Origin of the sequence: Microcoleus sp. D2_18a_B4 (assembly GCF_036702475.1) — a bacterium.
Classification (GTDB): domain Bacteria; phylum Cyanobacteriota; class Cyanobacteriia; order Cyanobacteriales; family Microcoleaceae; genus Microcoleus.
This window is the reverse complement of the sequence record NZ_JAUBTL010000057.1, coordinates 1-17,989: the sequence shown is the minus strand read 5'-3', so window position 1 is coordinate 17,989 and position 17,989 is coordinate 1. Positions and strand designations below refer to the sequence as shown.

17 protein-coding genes are annotated in these 17,989 nt (G+C 47.9%); 9 read left to right on the top strand and 8 right to left on the bottom strand.

The window, feature by feature from the left end; translation table 11 throughout:
• Positions 1-252 precede the first annotated feature (252 nt).
• The 3 genes from dprA to QUB04_RS25815 form a co-directional block, all read right to left on the bottom strand.
• Complete coding sequence (gene dprA, locus QUB04_RS25825) at positions 253-1,404, bottom strand: DNA-processing protein DprA (RefSeq protein ID WP_333288808.1); 1,152 nt, start codon at positions 1,402-1,404, stop codon at positions 253-255.
• A gap of 263 nt (positions 1,405-1,667) precedes the next feature.
• The gene (locus QUB04_RS25820; protein WP_333288806.1) at positions 1,668-2,321 is read right to left on the bottom strand and encodes a YdcF family protein; all 654 of its coding nucleotides are present in this window, start codon (positions 2,319-2,321) and stop codon (positions 1,668-1,670) included.
• Between the two features lie 127 nt (positions 2,322-2,448).
• Entirely contained in the window at positions 2,449-3,096 is a 648-nt protein-coding gene (locus QUB04_RS25815; RefSeq protein ID WP_333288804.1) for a DUF2301 domain-containing membrane protein, read from the bottom strand.
• A gap of 80 nt (positions 3,097-3,176) precedes the next feature.
• Here QUB04_RS25815 and QUB04_RS25810 point away from each other — a divergent pair, with 80 nt between their 5' ends.
• Together QUB04_RS25810 and QUB04_RS25805 are read left to right on the top strand one after the other, a co-directional pair.
• Entirely contained in the window at positions 3,177-3,854 is a 678-nt protein-coding gene (locus QUB04_RS25810; RefSeq protein ID WP_333288802.1) for a calcium-binding protein, read from the top strand.
• A gap of 14 nt (positions 3,855-3,868) precedes the next feature.
• Positions 3,869-4,150 carry a hypothetical protein gene (locus tag QUB04_RS25805; protein ID WP_333288801.1) on the top strand — a complete coding sequence of 94 codons (282 nt, stop codon included), beginning with the start codon at positions 3,869-3,871 and terminating at the stop codon, positions 4,148-4,150.
• Here the strand turns inward: QUB04_RS25805 and QUB04_RS25800 are convergent.
• Both QUB04_RS25800 and QUB04_RS25795 read right to left on the bottom strand, forming a co-directional pair.
• Positions 4,147-4,902, bottom strand: a complete 756-nt coding sequence (locus QUB04_RS25800) for a DUF561 domain-containing protein (RefSeq protein WP_333288799.1) — start codon at positions 4,900-4,902, stop codon at positions 4,147-4,149. The genes QUB04_RS25805 and QUB04_RS25800 overlap by 4 nt on opposite strands.
• 81 nt (positions 4,903-4,983) lie before the next feature.
• A complete protein-coding gene (locus tag QUB04_RS25795) occupies positions 4,984-5,787 on the bottom strand; it encodes a creatininase family protein (RefSeq protein WP_333288797.1) in 804 nt (267 codons plus the stop codon).
• A gap of 32 nt (positions 5,788-5,819) precedes the next feature.
• On the opposite strand from QUB04_RS25795, the gene QUB04_RS25790 reads away from it, so the two are divergent.
• The 3 genes from QUB04_RS25790 (at position 5,820) to QUB04_RS25780 (ending at position 12,965) form a co-directional block, all read left to right on the top strand.
• Positions 5,820-6,974, top strand: a complete 1,155-nt coding sequence (locus tag QUB04_RS25790) for an AAA family ATPase (protein ID WP_333288795.1) — start codon at positions 5,820-5,822, stop codon at positions 6,972-6,974.
• Complete coding sequence (locus tag QUB04_RS25785; RefSeq protein WP_333288793.1) at positions 6,941-7,570, top strand: DUF4276 family protein; 630 nt, start codon at positions 6,941-6,943, stop codon at positions 7,568-7,570. Before QUB04_RS25790 ends, QUB04_RS25785 begins: the two co-directional genes overlap by 34 nt.
• A gap of 442 nt (positions 7,571-8,012) precedes the next feature.
• Positions 8,013-12,965, top strand: coding sequence for a PAS domain-containing protein (locus tag QUB04_RS25780; RefSeq protein WP_333288791.1), 4,953 nt, complete (start codon positions 8,013-8,015; stop codon positions 12,963-12,965).
• A 385-nt stretch (positions 12,966-13,350) separates the two neighbouring features.
• Here the strand turns inward: QUB04_RS25780 and QUB04_RS25775 are convergent, their stop codons facing one another.
• Both QUB04_RS25775 and QUB04_RS25770 read right to left on the bottom strand, forming a co-directional pair.
• Positions 13,351-13,674 (bottom strand): WGxxGxxG family protein, encoded by a 324-nt coding sequence (locus tag QUB04_RS25775; protein WP_333288789.1) that lies wholly within the window; start codon positions 13,672-13,674, stop codon positions 13,351-13,353.
• 113 nt (positions 13,675-13,787) lie between these two features.
• Entirely contained in the window at positions 13,788-14,111 is a 324-nt protein-coding gene (locus QUB04_RS25770) for a WGxxGxxG family protein (RefSeq protein ID WP_333213733.1), read from the bottom strand.
• 322 nt (positions 14,112-14,433) lie between these two features.
• Here QUB04_RS25770 and QUB04_RS25765 point away from each other — a divergent pair, with 322 nt between their 5' ends.
• Complete coding sequence (locus tag QUB04_RS25765) at positions 14,434-15,078, top strand: hypothetical protein (RefSeq protein WP_333160944.1); 645 nt, start codon at positions 14,434-14,436, stop codon at positions 15,076-15,078.
• A gap of 20 nt (positions 15,079-15,098) precedes the next feature.
• Positions 15,099-15,845 carry a pentapeptide repeat-containing protein gene (locus QUB04_RS25760; protein WP_333288787.1) on the top strand — a complete coding sequence of 249 codons (747 nt, stop codon included), beginning with the start codon at positions 15,099-15,101 and terminating at the stop codon, positions 15,843-15,845.
• Positions 15,846-16,124: 279 nt separating this feature from the next.
• On the opposite strand, the gene QUB04_RS25755 is transcribed toward QUB04_RS25760, so the two are convergent.
• On the bottom strand, positions 16,125-16,649 hold the full coding sequence (locus QUB04_RS25755) for a hypothetical protein (RefSeq protein ID WP_333288785.1): 525 nt from the start codon (positions 16,647-16,649) through the stop codon (positions 16,125-16,127).
• 84 nt (positions 16,650-16,733) lie between these two features.
• Here QUB04_RS25755 and pyrE point away from each other — a divergent pair, with 84 nt between their 5' ends.
• Both pyrE and dcm read left to right on the top strand, forming a co-directional pair.
• Positions 16,734-17,309, top strand: coding sequence for an orotate phosphoribosyltransferase (gene pyrE / locus QUB04_RS25750; RefSeq protein WP_333288783.1), 576 nt, complete (start codon positions 16,734-16,736; stop codon positions 17,307-17,309).
• A 114-nt stretch (positions 17,310-17,423) separates the two neighbouring features.
• Positions 17,424-17,942, top strand: a complete 519-nt coding sequence (dcm, locus tag QUB04_RS25745) for a DNA (cytosine-5-)-methyltransferase (RefSeq protein ID WP_333288781.1) — start codon at positions 17,424-17,426, stop codon at positions 17,940-17,942.
• Positions 17,943-17,989: the final 47 nt, after the last annotated feature.

The window sequence follows — 17,989 nt, the reverse complement described above, 5'->3', positions numbered from 1 at the left end:
TAAAAAGATAATTTCTCGGGTCGCAGATAACAATGGATTGACGCTGATTCACGCAGAGGTCGAGAATAGAGATAGGAATAATTCCGATGCTAACAGATTTGATATAAAGTGCTCTAGCATCGAACTGACCCAAAATCCGGGTTAAATACTCGTGTTTTCACTCCGCGTCGGCGGATGAGAGTTTGACTATTAAGCGGTTTCAACCGCCGAATAATCAAGGGAATAAAACCCGATTTAACCTAACATTCCAAATCAGCACCGCTGATATCGCATTCCCGGTAACTGCGAAACTAATCCCAACAATTCCAACTGCAAAAGTATACTAGAAACTGTTCCCGCTTCTAATCCAGACGCTTCCACAATTACATCAAAAGAAATCGGCCCAGATACGATCGCACTTAACACCTTAGCCAATTCCGGCTCCAACGGCGGCCCTTGCTTCTCAACCGTCGGATTTGGGGGAAATAGCGACAACTGCTCGGCTCTATCCAATTTTGGCATAGCTCCGAGCATTTCCAACAACCTGTCTTCGCTTAAAAGTCGATCGCGACCAGGCAGAATCGGATGAGCACCTTTACTCAGCAACTCCAAACACCCAAACGAACGCTCATCATCCAATCTTGCCGTCAAAACATATACATCCCGGCAAAAATCATTAGCTTGATAAGCAGTAATTAAAGCACCCGATTTGTGCGGAGCTTCTATCACGATTGTAGCGCGGCTTAAGCCAGCAATTATGCGATTTCGGCGGGGAAAATTAGTTTTATTCGGTTGAGTGCCCGCCGGATATTCACTAATTACCAATCCCTGCTGCAAAATGCGATCGCACAACCTCTCATTTTGTTTAGGATATACAATATCTACCCCCGTCCCCACTACTGCGAAAGTCCTTCCTCCCGCCTCCAAACAGCCTGTATGAGCCTCTGTATCAATGCCCGCCGCCAATCCCGAAACCACAGTAAAATCACTTTTAGCCAAAGCCGTACTAATTTTCCGAGTCCACCTTCTGCCGTATTCCGAAGGGCTGCGAGTACCAACAATTGCCACCGTCGGCGTAATTCCTTGATTCTCTTTGCGATCGACATTACCACGATAGTACAACACTGGTGGCGGATTGGGAATTTCCAATAATAAGCGGGGATAATCTGGATCTGCGGGCGTCCAAAAACAGGGATTTTTTATAAGATGTTTGGCGATAAATTCTTCAGGATTAAGTTTAGTTCGTTCTTGCACAATGGTTTCAATTATCTGCTTGCCAAACCCTTCGATTCGCATTAAATCTACTGATTTTGCCGTCCAAGCTTCTGCCAAACTCTTGAAATTTTGGTGCAATCTCTGCAACAAAATCGGCCCTATACCGTTAATCTGCGACCATGCCAACCAGTAAGCGCGTTCTTCTAGCAACGAGTTACCCTCAACTTATCTGAGAATAATTTTATCATTTTTGGTTAAATATAGTAGGGAAACGGCACTGCCGTCTCCTGTATTCCTTGGGTAGGGAAATGGCACTGCCCTGTCCTGTATTTTCACAGATGTCCGGGTAGGGAAACGGCACTGCCGTGTTCTGTATTTCCACGGATTTAAAACTGTTATATAAATATTTTTTTACGAACCGCGAAGGCGCTAAGAACGCGAAGGGAATTAAGAGAAAGATTGACAATTACTGGCTAGGTTTTCCAATCTACGAAACGGGCGTAAATATAAGCAATAATTTCTCCGATTACAGTCCGAAAACCTTCGCTGGATTTCCACCATTCTTGGGAATTGTAATCTTGCGGTTCCGCCGCTATAATCCCGACTTTTATCTCAGGATTCAGCACTTCTTTGAAAACAATCCAACTTCTGCGGGCGTGAGGGCCAAAAGAATAAAGATTAATTGAGTCAACTTTTATGGCAGAAGCAGCCAGCCAATCCCGAAGTGCGATCGCAGAAGCAGCAGTGCGGTGTTTGACAACACTCGCTGCTGGTACTGCTACTACTTTGTTTTTATCAAATCCTAGCGCAATACAAGTCGCGGCAGTTAGTGCAGCATAATTTTTATATTCAGCGAGATAGTAGCCTTTACTTAAAGGAACTCCTGTGGTAATTAATTGGCGGTATTCGCCTTTTTTGAATTCGGCGATCGCACTTTCGATCGCATAATCCGGCAACCAGCCTTCGACAACCAATATATCTGCTTTAAGCGGCGCATTTACCGCCAAAAACGGATGGATATTTGTGAGAATTAAGATCATTGCAATTATTAATCCCATCAGAGCAATTACCCAACCTTCCCTGGTAACTGCCCACATTTCTCGGCGGCGGATTAGACGAATTCTCATTTTAACTCGATCTAGATGTTTTCGGGTATGGAGGCAGATTCGGCGAGACTGGGGAAGAGGGAAATACTGGGAAAGTGATAGAATTTCCCAATGCCCAATGCCCCATTCCCAATGCCCCATTCCCAAATTATTGGTGTTTCAGATACTCAAAAACGCTTTTATCCCCGATATCCTGCGGCATCGGTTGAAAAAACTTGCGTACAGCAAAGATGATAAACAAAGCCGCCCAAACTGCCAGCAAAAATTGTTCATTTTCGGCTGACAAAAACCCGAAAATATGTCCTAAAATTAAGAGAGGAACTCCCGGAGTCAAAAACTTAGTTTCGAGGCGATTAAAGCAGAATGCTTCCTTAAAATAAATGCCATTTAAGGCTGCAAAAGTAAAGCCAATTCCCCACAACGTGGCGGGATGTTCGTACACTGCTAAAGCTAGAGGTTGGCTGCTTTGTAGGGCGACAAACAATGCTGCCGCGCCGCCGATCGCCCAAAACGCCTGTAGTGTGCGGTGCAGCGCAATCATGTAAATGTGAATAGTTGCCAAGCTGACGCCTAAAGCTATCCAGAAACAAGCAAAAACAGGCGTTACAGCTTGGATTGCCATCGGGTTGTCGCCCTGTTGTAGCACCAGAGTAGCGCCGATCGCAAAACACAGCGCCGCCACCCCCAATCCAGCGCGGTAAATCAACACTCCCGTGCGATCGTTTTGAGTAATCGTAAACTCGCCGAATTGTCCTTGATAGACTGGCGATTCATCAGGTGATTTCAGTAGTTGCATTACAGATTCCTCCTATCAGACACGAATGTACTTCTGCCAAGATATACTTTATTGATAAACCGATCCAGCGAGACCGAGCGATGCCTAAATTTAACAAGCCTAAAGTTAACCAGCCTAAAGTTAACAAGTCTAAAGTTAACAAGTCTAAAGTGGACGATCGCCCAGATCAAAGCCAATCCCTTTCTTCACAATCCGAACTTCCTCCAGTTCAGCTTGATGAAACCATTGTAGCAGGCAGAAGACCGAAACCGGTCAACGACTTTCAGAGCCTGCTGGAGGAATTATCCGAATTGAGAGCGGGGTTCGATCCAGAAATGTTAGCGCATCTCGATAAAAATATCCCATTTAATACCCAGCAATTTGAAAATAAAATCAGCAAAATTTTGCGTTCTAAAAATATTGATTGTACTCTAAAAAATTCCGTCAAATATCTAGAGTACATCAAGCAAAATATTCAACTTCCCTGCCACGTTACCGGCATAGAAGAGTTTGAATGGGAAGAAGAATATACAATGGGTTCGGGAAGCAAAAAAGAATATGCACGGCTCAAAAAAACTCAACCTTCTTATACTGATAGATTCACAATTAATCGGTTGGAGGATTTGGTGGTTCAGGAAGAAGGCATATTTGTGGAAGTGCAGCGCGTCAGCGATCGCCAAAAGTTTATGTTGCCTTTGTCTGAGTTAGAATCAGTTGATGTAACCTCCCGCAACAATCAGTTATTAGATGATTATGCCGTGTGGTTTCTCAATTATTAAGGAAGAGTGGAAAAGTGGAAGAGTGGGGGATGGGAAGAGGGGAAGAGGGGAAGAGGGGAAGAGTGGGAGAAGGGGAGAGTGGGGTATGGAAAAAATCTTCCTTCTTCCTTCTTCCTTCTTCCTTCTTCCTTCTCCCTTCTTCCTTCTTCCTGACATCCGTTACAGAATCCGTTGCCGAACTTCCTTCTTCCTTCTCCCTGACATCCGTTACATCCGTTACATCCGTTACAGAATCCGTTGCCGAACTTCCTTCTTCCTTCTTCCTTCTTCCTTCTTCCTTCTTCCTTCTTAATTAAATGGAAGCCGACAAGTGCGATCGCGAAACCAAAGCCAAAGCTTCAACCAAACTGCGAACAGCCGCAATCATCGCCACTTCGCTATTAAGTTGGCTGACAGCAGAACCGACACCAACACCCGCAGCACCGGCTCCAATAGCGAGGGGTGCGGTGACGCTGGAGATACCGGAAGCGCAGAGTACGGGGACGGATACGGCGCGGGAAATTTCAAAGGCTGCGGCCAAAGTAGGCGCTGCTTTTTCAATTAATCCCAAGGTGCCGGCGTGAATTGGTTGGGCGCTGGTGCCACCTTCTGTTTGAATGATGTTAGCGCCAGCTTTGACTAATTCAATTGCTAACTGCACTTGTTTGTCGAGCGCTAAAATGTGGGGAACTGTCACCGAAAGAGTGATGTTCGGAAATAGCGATCGAGTTTCGCGAGTCAACTGCAAAACTTCCTCAGCTTCAAAGCGGCGGCCTACTGCGTAGAAAGCATCAAAGTTGCCAATTTCAATCAAATCAGCGCCAGCTTCTACTGCAGGCACAAACTTTTCCGGTTCCACAGCGGATACACAAATGGGCAAATTTGTCAACTCTTTTGCCATCAATACCAAATCTCGATCTGCAGCAATATCGACAAAGGAAGCACCGCCGAGATCCGCTGCTTTGACGACAGCCGCAACGTTGGCGGCATCAAAATTATTTAAACCGCTGATAATTTTCAGGGCGCGACCTTGCTCAAAAGCGCGCTGCAATTTAGAATTTACACTCATCGTTAGTTTTCCAACTCAAAAAATTTCTTAGACTCATTTTGACACAAATTAGAAGAATTTTTGATTTTTAATTCTTAATTTTTAATTACTTCCCGGCTGTCGAAATTTGTAAACATCTTTGATAACTTGTGCCCAGCCGTCAGAGAGAGATTCGAGAATACGAGAGCCCTTTTCTTTCGTCGCCACCGTCGCATCGCCCAACACACCGCTTTCAGTCAACTCTCGCGTCAGCCAAGCAAAAGGCAAATTCCCTTCCATACTCAGCAAACTGTCTGTTGGTAAACCCTGCGGGTACTCGCAAACTGCCAGTTCCATTTTCACCTGATCGGGCAAAATTGACAACATCAAACTCGTTTCTGCATCACCTGCGTGAATTCCCAACTCCAACTCTTTCGCAGTTAATAATTCAGCAGCCACATTCGGAACCCGCCAAACAAACAGCGGAAAAACCGAAAAATTCTGATATTTTTGATGAATATCTCGCGCCGCAATTTCCATCACCTGCGGCTGTCCGCCGTGACCATTCATTAACACTAATTTACGAAATCCAGCCTGATAAATACTCTCCGCAATTTCACTGATTACTGCTAAAAGTGTCTGAGCACTGAGCATAATTGTACCGGGAAAATGGCAGTGTTCGTTCGACTTGCCATAGTATAAAGGCGGCAAAGCATACGCGGGAATATTTGCGTCTAACTTTGCCAGCGCTTTGCCTGTCACCGCCGCGCTAATTGCCGCATCTACAATTAAAGGCAAATGAGGGCCGTGTTGTTCGATCGCACCTAGCGGCTGAATTATCACAGTATTTTCTTTATCCGGCATAGACTGAATTTCTGTCCAAGTCAGATATGGAAAAAAGCGCGATTCTGGAATAAAATTGTGCATATTACGATTCTACAAGCTCAAGGGCAAAAGTTATGAACACATTTGAGCGCCTAAAGATCGAGGGGTTTCGCCGTTTGTTTTCGGCAGAGGTGGAAATGCGAGATCTGACAGTGATGATTGGTGCTAACGGTGTTGGGAAAAGTTCTTTCTTAGAAATATTCTCACTTTTAGCAGCATCAGCGAACGGTCAGTTACAGTCCAAAATTTCAGAGTTGAGCGGTCTAACTCAGATGGTAACATTAGACCGGGCTGATAGCGTGTCAATCTCCTTATCAATGCCTATAGAGAATCAGGAACCCCTTAACTATTCTCTGAAACTTGCAACCAAAGGTCAATTCTATGAAATTGGTTCAGAAACTCTAATCCAACAGCGCGATCCCAATGCTTCTCAACCTTTTAAGTATATTGAATCTCGCGGTTTAGATGTCAAATATTTCAGTCCAGACGATGAAAAGCTACTACGTCCAAACTGGCAGTACAATCCTTTGGAAAGCTCACTCGCTCAGGTTCCTAAGATGTATCGGGAACCAGAAACCTTGAGGCAGCACTTAGCTTCATGTAGCTTTTATAAGGCTTGGGAGTTGAATCTTTCCCCTCAAAGTCCTATACGTTTACCTCAATCTATGCGTCCTGCAACTTTGCCCGGTACCAAGGGAGAAGATTTAGTTTCATGCCTTTATTATCTGCGAGAAACAGATCCAAATCGATTTGAAATTATTCAAGATACACTGGCTGCAGCTTTTCCTGATTTTGAAAGGTTGAGTTTTCCGCCAGTAGCAGCCGGAACTTTAGCAATGACTTGGAAGGATCGAAATTTTTCTCATCCTTTTTATATGCACCAACTATCCGAGGGAACGCTGCGATTTCTCTGGTTAATCACCTTACTGCAAAGTCGAGATTTGACCGCTGTCACGCTGATTGATGAGCCGGAAGTTAGTTTACATCCAGAGTTGTTACAACAACTAGCTCATGCTATGAGAGAAGCTTCTCAAAGAACTCAACTAATTGTAGCAACTCATTCAGATAGACTGATCGGATTTTTAGAGCCTAAAGAGGTGCTTGTCTGCAATACTGAAGATGGATTAACAACTCTAACTTGGGCTGACTCTATAGACTTAGAACACTGGTTAGAAGATTATAGCTTGGATCAGCTTTGGGCAATGAATATCATTGGAGGCAGACCGTGAAGATTGCCATCATAGTAGAAGGAAAAACAGAAACAGCTTTTATGCCTATATTGCGAAAATTTTTGGAATCGCGTTTGCAGCAAATGCCAAAACTCGATACTAAACCTCAACACGGTCGCATTCCTAAAGAAGACAAGCTAAAGCGTGTAGTTGAAAATTTTTTAGGAAAAGATGGTTATGATGCTGTAATTGCATTAACAGATGTTTATACAGGAACTAAAGATTTTAAAGATGCAGGAGACGCTAAGGCTCAAATGAAAAAATGGGTGGGGGAAAATCCTCAATTTTATCCCCATGCAGCTTCCCATGACTTTGAAGCTTGGCTGTTACCTTTTTGGTCAAAAATTCAGCAAATATCAGGAGGCAATAGAGCCGTTCCTAGCGGTTCTCCTGAACTGGTCAATCACAATAATCCACCTTCTTATCGGATTAAAGAAATATTTGAACAGGGAAAACGTCGCAGTTATGATAAAGCACGGGATGCCAAAAGAATATTAGAGGGACAAAATCTCATGGAGGCTGCCGCAGTCTGTCCAGAATTAAAGGCTTTTCTGAATACTATTTTATCTCTTTGTGGGGGCGAATTGATTCCTTGACCCCGCCCAAAAACGGATACGAGCCCGCGATTCCTGTTGTGGAAAAAGCGAGATTTTAGACCAAGCTCTGGCGCGGGTTTCACACCTTGCTCGCTATATGTATATACTGTGCTGTGCGGTCACGCAAGCACTCCTAAACAACGCTTTTTACTTTCCCAAGAGCTCCTCCTATCATCAAGCGTGCAAGCTTTCACTCTTCGTGCGAGCATCCCGATCGCTAAAAATATATAAAGCGATCGGGATGCTCGCACTCCTAAAAAACGCTTTTTACCAAATTGGACTGCTCCCAATCAACTAGCCGGAAAACTAAAAAGTAATTTCCAAGATAGCTCACATATTCTGTATGTGGGTAGATAATATAGAAATATAGCAGATACTTTAATAGGGCGCTGATAATATACGCTCGCCAGCTCAGACCGCAAGACGTAGAGACGACTAATTGATGGAAGCTTGGCAAACCTCAGAAACTAATTTAACCGACATTCCGATCGCCGAGGAACTGTCACGCCGCACCCCACGATCGCACGATTGCAAAGCAGAAAACCGAGCGCTGCAAATGCTGGCCCGACAACTGGCAACCTCCCCCCGCACGCTGCTCAAAACACTGGTGACGATCGCTCAAGATTTGTGCGGCGCAGGAAGCGTCGGAGTCTGCTTGCTAGAAGAAAATGGCAGTTCCGAACAAATCTTTCGCTGGGAGGCCTTGGCGGGCGCGTGGGAAGCCGCAGCACACACAAACACACCCCGCACATTGCGTTTGTCGGGAGCAGGTTTCGATCGCCAAACTCCCCAGCTTTACTTCGCTCCAGAAAAATACTTCACCGACTTACAGCAGCTAGAAAAGCCGATCGCCGAAGCGTTAGTCGTGCCACTGCAAGCAGAAAATCAATTGCTGGGGGCAATATGGATTGTATCTCACGAGGACGATCGCCAATTCGATGCCGAAGACTTGCGGATCGCGATCGCCCTAGCAGACTTTGCCGTTGCCGCCCTACAAATCGATCGCGCCAATCAAACCAAAGAAGCTTTGTTCGATCGCGAAGAACGCTGGCAGCTAGCCTGTGCCGGCAACAACGACGGCATTTGGGATCACAACCTGCAAACAAATTGCTCTGTAGTGAGCGATCGCTTTTTAGAGATTTTGGAACGTGGGCCCGAAGAAGTCAAAAACTTCAGCCAATATTTGAGCTACATTCATCCCGATGATGTGGAGATAATGCAAAGCAATTGGCAGCAGCACTTGCATCGAGAAACCTCACATTACTGCTGCGAGTACCGCATCCGTTGTGGGGACGGGCGCTACAAATGGGTTTTAGCCAGAGGGCGAGCAATTTGGGACGAGTCAGGCAATCCCGTGCGCGCCGTGGGTTCCCTCACAGATATCAGCGATCGCAAACAAACTGAAATTGCCTTAAAACAAAGCGAAGAACGTTTGAGCATCGCCATCGAAGGCTCAGGCATGGCAACCTGGGATTTAGACGTGCGAACAAATCGACTAATTTGGTCGGCGACCCATTTCAGCATTTTGGGCTGCGAACCAGTACCAGACGGCGAAGTAAGCGCGGTTGTGTGGAAAAACTGCGTGCATCCAGACGACTTAAAGCAAGTCCTACAGGAAATAGAAACAGCTCGGCAAACCAGATCGTTATACTCCCCCGAATACCGGATCATCCGGGCCGACACACGAGAAATCCGCTGGTTGAGCGCGTTCGGGCGCTATCTCTACGACGCGGCAGGCGAAGCAGTGCGGTTTATCGGAGTATTATTTGATGCTACCGATCGCAAAAAAGCCGAACTCGCGCTGCAAGAAAGCAACAACCGCTTTGAGTTAGCTACAAGGGCGATCGACGGCCTGGTGTTTGAGTGGGATTTGGCAGCAAACTCAGTTTACCGTTCCGAGGGACTGTGCTCGATCGTCGGTGTCTGCCCAGAGGATGCACCGGCAACACCAGAGTGGTGGAGAGAACGCATCCATCCCGTCGATTTGGCACGCATCCAAGCCGGGGGGCAATCAATCTTGAATATTCCCGATCGCTATGAAATCGAGTACCGAGTCCGGCACGAAGACGGGCGCTGGATCGATGTTTGGGAACGCGGCTGTTTGATCCGCAACCAGCAAGGTGAAGTGACCAAAGTTGTCGGCTTCACCAGCGACATTACCAAGCGCAAAAAAACAGAAGCAGCACTGCGCGATCGTGAAACCCACCTGCAGTTGATTCTCGACAGCGCCAAAGATTACGCCATCTTCACCATCGACACCGACGGACACATTACCAGTTGGAACGCAGGGGCCCAGAGATTGCTGGGCTATTCCGAAGCTGAAATCGTCGGGCAAGACGGACGCATCATCTTCACCCCAGAAGACTCTGCTGCTAGAAAGCCGGAAGCAGAAAGGCACATCGCCCTGACTCAGGGAAGGGCAGAAAACGAGCGCTGGCACCTCCGCAAAGACGGCAGCCGCTTTTGGGGCAGCGGGCTGGTGAGGCCCCTGCGCGACGCAGCAGGCGAGGTGCAAGGTTTCCTGAAAATCATGCAGGACAAAACCGAGCGGCGGCAAATAGAAGAAGCACTGCGGCACAGCGAAAATCTCTACCGCACCCTCGCCGATGGCGTCCCGGAATTAATGTGGATCAACACCGCCGACGGCAGGTTAGAGTTTGCCAACCAACACTGGAAAACCTATACGGGCATGAGCCCAGCACAATTGCCGCTGCCTGCGCCGGTGCTGCAATTATTTCATCCTGATGATCTGCCAACAGTTGTCGCCACGCGCACGAAGGCTATTGAAGCAGGGGAAGCCTACGAATTCGAGTGTCGGGTACGCAGGTTTGATGGTAATTATCGCTGGCATCTAGCGCGACTTGTTCCCGTCAAAGACAGGGGGGGAAAGGTGGTGCAATGGGCTGGTATCGGCATTGATATTGACGATCGCAAACGAGCCGAAGAAAGTTTAGCAGAAAGCGACCGCCGCTTCCGCTTCCTGGCTGAGTCGCTGCCCCACCTGATTTGGAACGTAACCTCCGCCGGGGAAATTCGCTTTACCAATCAACAAAAATGGTCGGAATATCTGGGAATGTCTTACGAGGAAGCAGCGAGAAACAATTGGGAATCCCTAGTCCCGCCCTCGGATTTGGCAGAATCTTGGGCCCGCTGGCAAGAATGTCTAACCAGCGGAGAAGTTTATCAACTTGAGCTGCGCCTGCGGCGGGCAGCAGACCACATGGAACGCTGGCATTTGTCCCGCGCCGTGCCAATTCGCGACGCAGGGGGCGAAATTGTCGAGTGGATCGGCACAAATACTGATATTCACGATCGCAAACAAGCCCAACTCAACGAGCAGTTTCTCTCTGAGCTCGAAGTCCGCTTGCGGCAGCGCTTCAACCCCGCAGAAATGTTGTCGGAAGCGATGAACAGTCTGGGAGAATATTTAAAGGTCGATCGCTGCGTGTGGCACGAAATCGATGTAGAAGCCGATCGGGCAATTGTCCGGCAAGACTGGCACCAGTCCGACCTCGCCAGCACCGTCGGCATCTATCAAATCTCAGACTTTAAGACCCCAGAACTGAAAGCTCTCTCTATAGCAGGTCAAACACTTGTCATCTCAGATATCGCTAATCACCCGCATACAGCGCATTTGGTCGATAACTACGGTGCCGTGTCGATTCGTGCTTTGGTCGATGTTCCCTGCCTTGAGGAAGGGCGCTGGGTGGCTCTTTTGCTGGTGACATCAAGGGTGGTTCGGCACTGGCGACCCGATGAAGTTTGGCTGATGCAAGAAGTGGTGGCTCGCCTCTGGACGGTGATCCTGCACGCGCGAGCTCTGCATGAGCTGCACGAAAGCGAGGATCGGTTCCGCGCTCTAGCTGACAACATCGCTCAGTTGGCCTGGATCACAGATGCTACTGGGGGGATTTTCTGGTATAATCAGCGCTGGTTTGACTACACCGGCACCACCCTAGAGGAAATGCAAGGCTGGGGCTGGCAACGGGTGCACCACCCGGAACACCTCGATCGCGTTGTCGAAAAATTTAGGCGCAGCCTTGAAACAGGCGAACTCTGGGAAGATACTTTCCCTTTGCGCGGCAAAGACGGATCGTACCGCTGGTTTCTCTCCCGCGCCGTGCCGATTCGCGACGATCGAGGCCAAGTGCTGCGCTGGTGTGGCACCAACACCGATATTACCGATCGAAAACTTGCAGAAGCAGAACGGGAACGCCTTCTAGCACGGGAAAAGGCAGCGCGGGAAGAAGCAGAACAGGCTAACCGCGTCAAAGACGAATTTTTGGCTGTTTTGTCCCACGAATTGCGGACTCCCTTAAACCCGATTGTGGGCTGGACGAAGCTGCTGCGAGCGAATCTTCTGACACCGGAAAAGCAGCGTTACGCCTTAGAGACGATCGAGCGCAACGCCAAACTGCAAACCCAGCTTATCGAAGATTTGCTCGACGTGTCGGGGATTCTGCAAGGCAAGGTCAGCTTGAATATTGCACCTGTGGATTTAGCCGGGGTCATCGGCGCTGCTATTGAAACGGTGCGTCTGGCGGCGGAAGTCAAGTCGATTCCAATCAGCACTCAATTTGCACCGAATCTCGGCCCGGTGTTGGGCGATGCGGGCAGACTTCAGCAGGTAGTCTGGAATTTGCTGTCAAATGCCGTCAAGTTCACCCCGCCCTCCGGCAAAATTGAAGTCGTTCTCGATCGGGTGGACACCTTGGCCCAAATTACTGTAACTGATACGGGAAAAGGTATCGAACCTGATTTTCTGCCCTATGTATTCGACTACTTCCGGCAAGCTGACAGTACGATGACGCGCAAGTTTGGTGGATTGGGTTTAGGATTGGCGATCGTCCGCCATCTCGTCGAACTCCACGGCGGCACGGTGAAATCCGACAGTCCCGGCGAAGGACAAGGTGCAACCTTGACCGTCAGGATACCTCTGATGCCCGTACCATCTCAGACAAGTCCTGCGGGAACTGCGGCGCCGGATCAATCCTTCAATTTGAGCGGTATCAAGGTGTTAGCGGTGGATGATGAGGCCGATGCGCTAGATTTAGTGGTTTTTCTGCTTGAGGATTGTGGGGCAAGTGTGACAGCAGTTTCTAACGCGGCCGATGCCTTGGCGGTTTTAACCCAGTCTGTGCCGGATTTGCTGTTGAGCGATATTGGAATGCCGGATACCGACGGTTATATGTTGATGCGACAGGTGCGGGCTCTGGCGCCCGACAAAGGGGGACGGATTCCGGCGATCGCCCTCACGGCTTATGCTGGAGAAATTGACTATCAGCAGGCGCTGGCTGCGGGGTTCCAGCGCCACATTTCTAAGCCTTTAGACCCCGACAAGTTGGTGCAGGCGATTTGGGAGGTAGTCGATCGATCGGGCGAAAACATTTTTTAAGGTCTTTTTGTGTCTGAAAAGTCTTTATTTAATGAACCGCGAAGACGCAAAGAACGCGAAGGAATAAAGGAAGAAAAAAGGAAAAAGTTAATAATTTCAAGTCCGGTTATATCGGAAATATTGCACCCTTCTCCATAATGATTTTATTGAGTGGCTAGGAGCAACGGCGCGCAAGAAAATTCACTCTTTGTGGAAGCGGGCGGAAAGCCTGTTCATGAAAATGGTGCAATAGGTCAGATGTAACCAATTTAATCCTGGTTCGATCGCGCATCATCTCAAACAAAAAAACCTCACGGATGGAGGTTTTTTGATGATTATTGGCGATCGTCAGACAGGTTAAAACATCCTGTCCCTGCATAATGCCCACAACACTAAGACTCAATTCTTAGCGGTAGTCACTGCGCGCCGCAGGCTCGCGATCGCTCGTTGTAGTTGTATAGCGGACATTTTCTTCGCGTTTGCGGGGAATCAAACCCAACAAACCAGACAAGCCTAGCAATCCCAACCATCCCCAATCAAAATCGCGATCGGTTTCAGCATTGTAGACATCGGAGCGAGGAGTGGTGGTGGTTGTTGTGCTGTTAGTACCGGAAGTTGTACCGCCTGTTGTATCTGTCTGAGCGGAAGCAGGGAGATGAGCAGGTGCTAGGGCTAAACCAGCAGCTATAATACCTGCACCGATTGCTTTGGATAAATCAGAACGTTTCATAATTGAGCTCCTCTCTGTTGGCTAAAATCTTTAACAATCAAAACTATATCGATCTGCAGACAGGTTAAAACATCCTGTCCCTGCATTAGACCGACAGCACTAAGACTCAATTCTTAGCGGTAGTCACTACGCACAGCGGGTTCGCGATCGCTCGTTGTAGTTGTATAGCGGACATTTTCTTCGCGTTTGCGGGGAATCAAGCCCAACAAACCAGACAAGCCTAGCAGTCCCAACCATCCCCAATCAAAATCGCGATCGGTTTCAGCATTGTAGACATCGGAGCGAGGAGTTGTGGTGGTTGTTGTGCTGTTAGTACCGGAAGTAGTGCCACCAGTTGTATCTGTCTGAGCTGAAGCAGGGAGATGAGCTGGTGCTAAGGCTAAACCAGCAGCTATAATACCTGCACCGATTGCTTTGGATAAATCAGAACGTTTCATAATTCAAATGCTCTCTGTTGGCTAAAATCTTTAACTATCAAAACTATATCGGCTGGCTTTTAAAGTTAAATCCACCTCTAGCAGTAAAGATGGTTATGTTCCACGTATAACTACAGATTGATATCAAATTTTTAGCAGGCGCACAAAATTAAAGATTGCTCGCGGAGGCACTCCGACACTAGAAATAGCGGGTCTGGCACCTCACCCAGTTGTGAGGCAGTGCGGCAGTCCCGACAATAGACAAGGTGTGGTTGACAAAAAACGGTAAACTCAGATATTGCACATACAAGTGTTGGAACTCGATCGACGGAGATAAAAACTTTTGGGTATAGAGCTACGCAGCTACGTATTTCTAGACAACTTGCAGCCGCAGCACGCAGCATACATCGGCACCATCGCCGCCGGATTCTTGCCGCTGCCGGGGGATGCGTCGCTGTGGATAGAAATCTCCCCCGGTATCGAAATTAACCGAATTACCGATGTCGCCCTCAAATCTGCCTCCGTGCGCCCAGGAGTGCAGATAGTCGAACGCTTGTACGGCCTTCTAGAAGTACACTCGGGCCTGCAGGGGGAAACGCGGGCCGCAGGCAAAGCAATTCTAGAATTCATGGGAGTCCGCAGAGAAGAAGGTATCAAACCGCGAGTGATTTCCAGTCAAATTATTCGCAACATTGACCCCCACCAAACACAATTAATCAACCGCACCCGCCGCGGACAGTTGCTGCTGGCGGGACAAACGCTTTATGTCTTAGAAGTAGAACCGGCGGCCTATGCAGCGCTGGCGGCCAATGAAGCAGAAAAAGGCGCATCTATTAACATCTTAGAGGTTCAGGCTGTAGGCAGTTTCGGACGGCTTTACCTCGGCGGCGCAGAACGAGATATTATAGCAGGTTCCCAGGCAGCAATTGCGGCGGTGGAAAACGTGACGGGTCGAGAAAATCCAGCAATTGTTGGTCGCAAGGAATAGCCGTTAAAGGAGATGCAATTATGGCAAATACACAGCATTTAGCGCTGTTAAAAAAAGGTGCAGTTAGTTGGATTGAATGGAGAAGTCTCAACCCAAATATAGAACCGGATCTCAGCGAAGCTAACCTCGCCGAAGCAAATCTCAGAGGTGCGTATCTTTGGCGGTCTAACCTTTTTAAGACCGATTTGTTTAAGGCTAAATTAATTGCGGCAAACCTCGCCGAATCCAACATCAGTTTAGCAAATCTTGCGGGAGCGCAACTGCTCGAAACTAATTTAATTAAAGCTAATTTAACTGGAACCAACCTCCAAGCGGCTGACTTCAGAGGATCTGATTTGAGCGGTGCTAATTTAATTGGGGCGGATATTAGCGGTGCAAATCTCCAACAAACCGATTTTGGAGAGGCGAATTTAATCGGTGCGGTGATGTTTCGAGTTAATGCAATGGGCGCGAACCTCAACTTTGCTAATCTCAGTCAAGCCAATCTGACTCAAGCCGAATTGATTGACGCACATTGCTATGCAGCTAATTTCTCTAAAGCTAACCTCGGGGAAGCTCACTTCACTGGAGCATATCTTTTCCGGGCAAATCTCAGTTTTGCACAGTTAAGCGCGGCAGATTTCCGGTGGGCAAACCTCGGCAAAGCTGATTTGAGAGGGGCTAATTTGACCGGGGCAAATCTCCGGGGAGCGAACTTGGCGGGAGCTAATCTGGGCGAAGCTATTTTGAAAGGAACAATCATGCCTGACGGCAGCATTGTTCCATAAATATTGGATAATATTTAGTCCTGTAAAATAAGGGCGATAGTTAAAAAAAAAGCTAGTTGCGCGTTTACCGCAACGATTGCCAAAACATGAGCTTCTGGGGCGGGTTGAGGTTTTCTCTAAGGCTCGCGAATTAAATAACTTACAATTTTAATTGTTATTGTGGGATGGGCGTCCCGCCCATCCCACAAACTTGTGGAAGTTATTTAATTCTCATTCCTAAAATACAAATCCAAGATTTAGTAAATCCGCCTCGGCTCAAAACTCGCAACTGTCGATCGATTAATTGTTGCCAGGGGGCGCTACTTGATAAAGTCCTCTAACGGGCCCTTGATCTGGCTGTAAATTTTGCTGCTGTGTTGGAAGTGACTGATCTTGGAGCCCGGCGGGAGTGGGGAAACAGCCGCTTGGTTGAGATCCTAGCTGGCAAGCAGCAGGCAGTGCCATGATTGAGGCATCGAAGGGATTGACGGCATCTGGGACGCGCAGAATCGGATCGCTGGAAACCTGCCGCTGCATTACTCGGCGGTAGAGGCCGTTGACGCGGCTGGCATCCCGCTCAATTTCTTTTTCGGGAAAGGCAACGACGCCGCTGGGGGAACCGATGCCTAAATAGTCGCCCAAGTAACCTTGCAAGCTGACGTTGTGGTAAAAGTCTCCTGAAGCTTCAAAGTATTGTCGGTTGAAGTCGTCGGCAATCGGGTGAAATCGCTCTGTTTGTGCTTGAGCTGGTTTGACGGATGCCAGCGCGGCAGAGGCGACAGCGAGAATCAACGCGCCGCTCAGGCTTTTTAACTTTTGACTCATATATTTGGGCCTCCTTAATTAATTCCGATTCCACTATAAACTGATTATCGGCGGATTATTTGTGTTTTTTACACGGTGTGAGTTATGAATGCTGCGGATTTGAAGGTGTTGCGCGATCGACTTCTAGATTTGTTGTGCGAGTTTGCCTATCGCGAAGGCGATTTTGTGCTGTCTTCGGGGCAGAAAAGTTCTTATTACATTAACTGTAAACCGGTGACGCTGCACGCTGAAGGTGCTTTGGCAACGGGACGTTTGCTGTTGTCGATGCTGTCGTCGGATGTGCAAGCTGTGGGCGGTTTGACTTTGGGTGCTGACCCGATTGTAACTGCGGTAAGCGTGGTTTCGGCTCTCGAAGGTCGATCGATTCCGGCGCTAATTGTCAGAAAGGAGACGAAGGGACACGGGACAATGGCGTACATTGAGGGGCCGCTGTTGCCAGAGGGGACGAATGTGGCGGTTTTGGAGGATGTTGTGACGACGGGTAAGTCGGCGATGCAGGCGGTGGAAAGGTTGCGCGGTGCGGGTTATAAAGTCGATCGCGTGTTGTCGCTGATTGACAGGGAGCAAGGTGGTGCCCAGTTTTATCAATCTGTTGGATTGGACTTTGAAACAGTTTTTACGATTAACGATCTTAAGGAATGGATTAGTAGCAAGAAATAGCAGTTTGTGCGATTCCCTTCGTTACCAGGTAGAACTTGGTAACGCAGATATTTTCGCTCTGCCTCATGTTAACAATAGTGCAAGATATCAATCTTAACCAGCGAGAATAAGGCTATGAAAACCATCCGTTTTATTGACTTATTCTCAGGAATAGGCGGCATGAGATTAGCCTTTGAATCCGCCGCTCGTTCCTTGAATCTGGAAACAGAATGCGTATTAAGCAGCGAAATCAATTCCGACGCTCAATTAGTTTACCAGAAAAACTTTGCCGACACACCTTTAGGCGACATCCGATTAATTGACAAACTGCCTGAACATGAAATTTTACTAGCGGGATTTCCTTGTCAGTCTTTCTCCTATGCTGGCAAAAAAGAGGGCTTTGGAGACACCAGAGGCACGCTATTTTTTGAGATTGCAAGGTTAATTGATACCTTTAAACCTCAAGCATTTATTTTCGAGAACGTGCGGGGGCTTGTCAGCCACGACGGCGGCAGAACCCTCGAAACTATTAAGGGCGAAATCAAAAGCCGAGGTTACAGCTTCGATTATTTTCTGCTCAACAGCTCTAACTTTAGCTTACCTCAGAACCGCGTCCGAGTTTACCTAGGGCGTCGGTTCAGTATTAGGAGTTGACAAAACAAACTGAAAATGATATGTGAATTGAAAAGCCTGTTAAATTC

What these genes read in the sequence shown, in the direction of transcription:
- QUB04_RS25770 (WP_333213733.1), bottom strand. Translation starts at nt 14,111, where the DNA reads ATGAAACGTTCTGATTTATCCAAAGCAATCGGTGCAGGTATTATAGCT.
- pyrE (WP_333288783.1), top strand. Translation starts at nt 16,734, where the DNA reads ATGAATGCTGCGGATTTGAAGGTGTTGCGCGATCGACTTCTAGATTTG.
- dcm (WP_333288781.1), top strand. Translation starts at nt 17,424, where the DNA reads ATGAAAACCATCCGTTTTATTGACTTATTCTCAGGAATAGGCGGCATG.
- QUB04_RS25760 (WP_333288787.1), top strand. Translation starts at nt 15,099, where the DNA reads ATGGCAAATACACAGCATTTAGCGCTGTTAAAAAAAGGTGCAGTTAGT.
- QUB04_RS25755 (WP_333288785.1), bottom strand. Translation starts at nt 16,649, where the DNA reads ATGAGTCAAAAGTTAAAAAGCCTGAGCGGCGCGTTGATTCTCGCTGTC.
- QUB04_RS25780 (WP_333288791.1), top strand. Translation starts at nt 8,013, where the DNA reads ATGGAAGCTTGGCAAACCTCAGAAACTAATTTAACCGACATTCCGATC.
- QUB04_RS25800 (WP_333288799.1), bottom strand. Translation starts at nt 4,902, where the DNA reads ATGAGTGTAAATTCTAAATTGCAGCGCGCTTTTGAGCAAGGTCGCGCC.
- QUB04_RS25815 (WP_333288804.1), bottom strand. Translation starts at nt 3,096, where the DNA reads ATGCAACTACTGAAATCACCTGATGAATCGCCAGTCTATCAAGGACAA.
- QUB04_RS25775 (WP_333288789.1), bottom strand. Translation starts at nt 13,674, where the DNA reads ATGAAACGTTCTGATTTATCCAAAGCAATCGGTGCAGGTATTATAGCT.
- QUB04_RS25795 (WP_333288797.1), bottom strand. Translation starts at nt 5,787, where the DNA reads ATGCACAATTTTATTCCAGAATCGCGCTTTTTTCCATATCTGACTTGG.
- QUB04_RS25790 (WP_333288795.1), top strand. Translation starts at nt 5,820, where the DNA reads ATGAACACATTTGAGCGCCTAAAGATCGAGGGGTTTCGCCGTTTGTTT.
- QUB04_RS25810 (WP_333288802.1), top strand. Translation starts at nt 3,177, where the DNA reads ATGCCTAAATTTAACAAGCCTAAAGTTAACCAGCCTAAAGTTAACAAG.
- QUB04_RS25820 (WP_333288806.1), bottom strand. Translation starts at nt 2,321, where the DNA reads ATGAGAATTCGTCTAATCCGCCGCCGAGAAATGTGGGCAGTTACCAGG.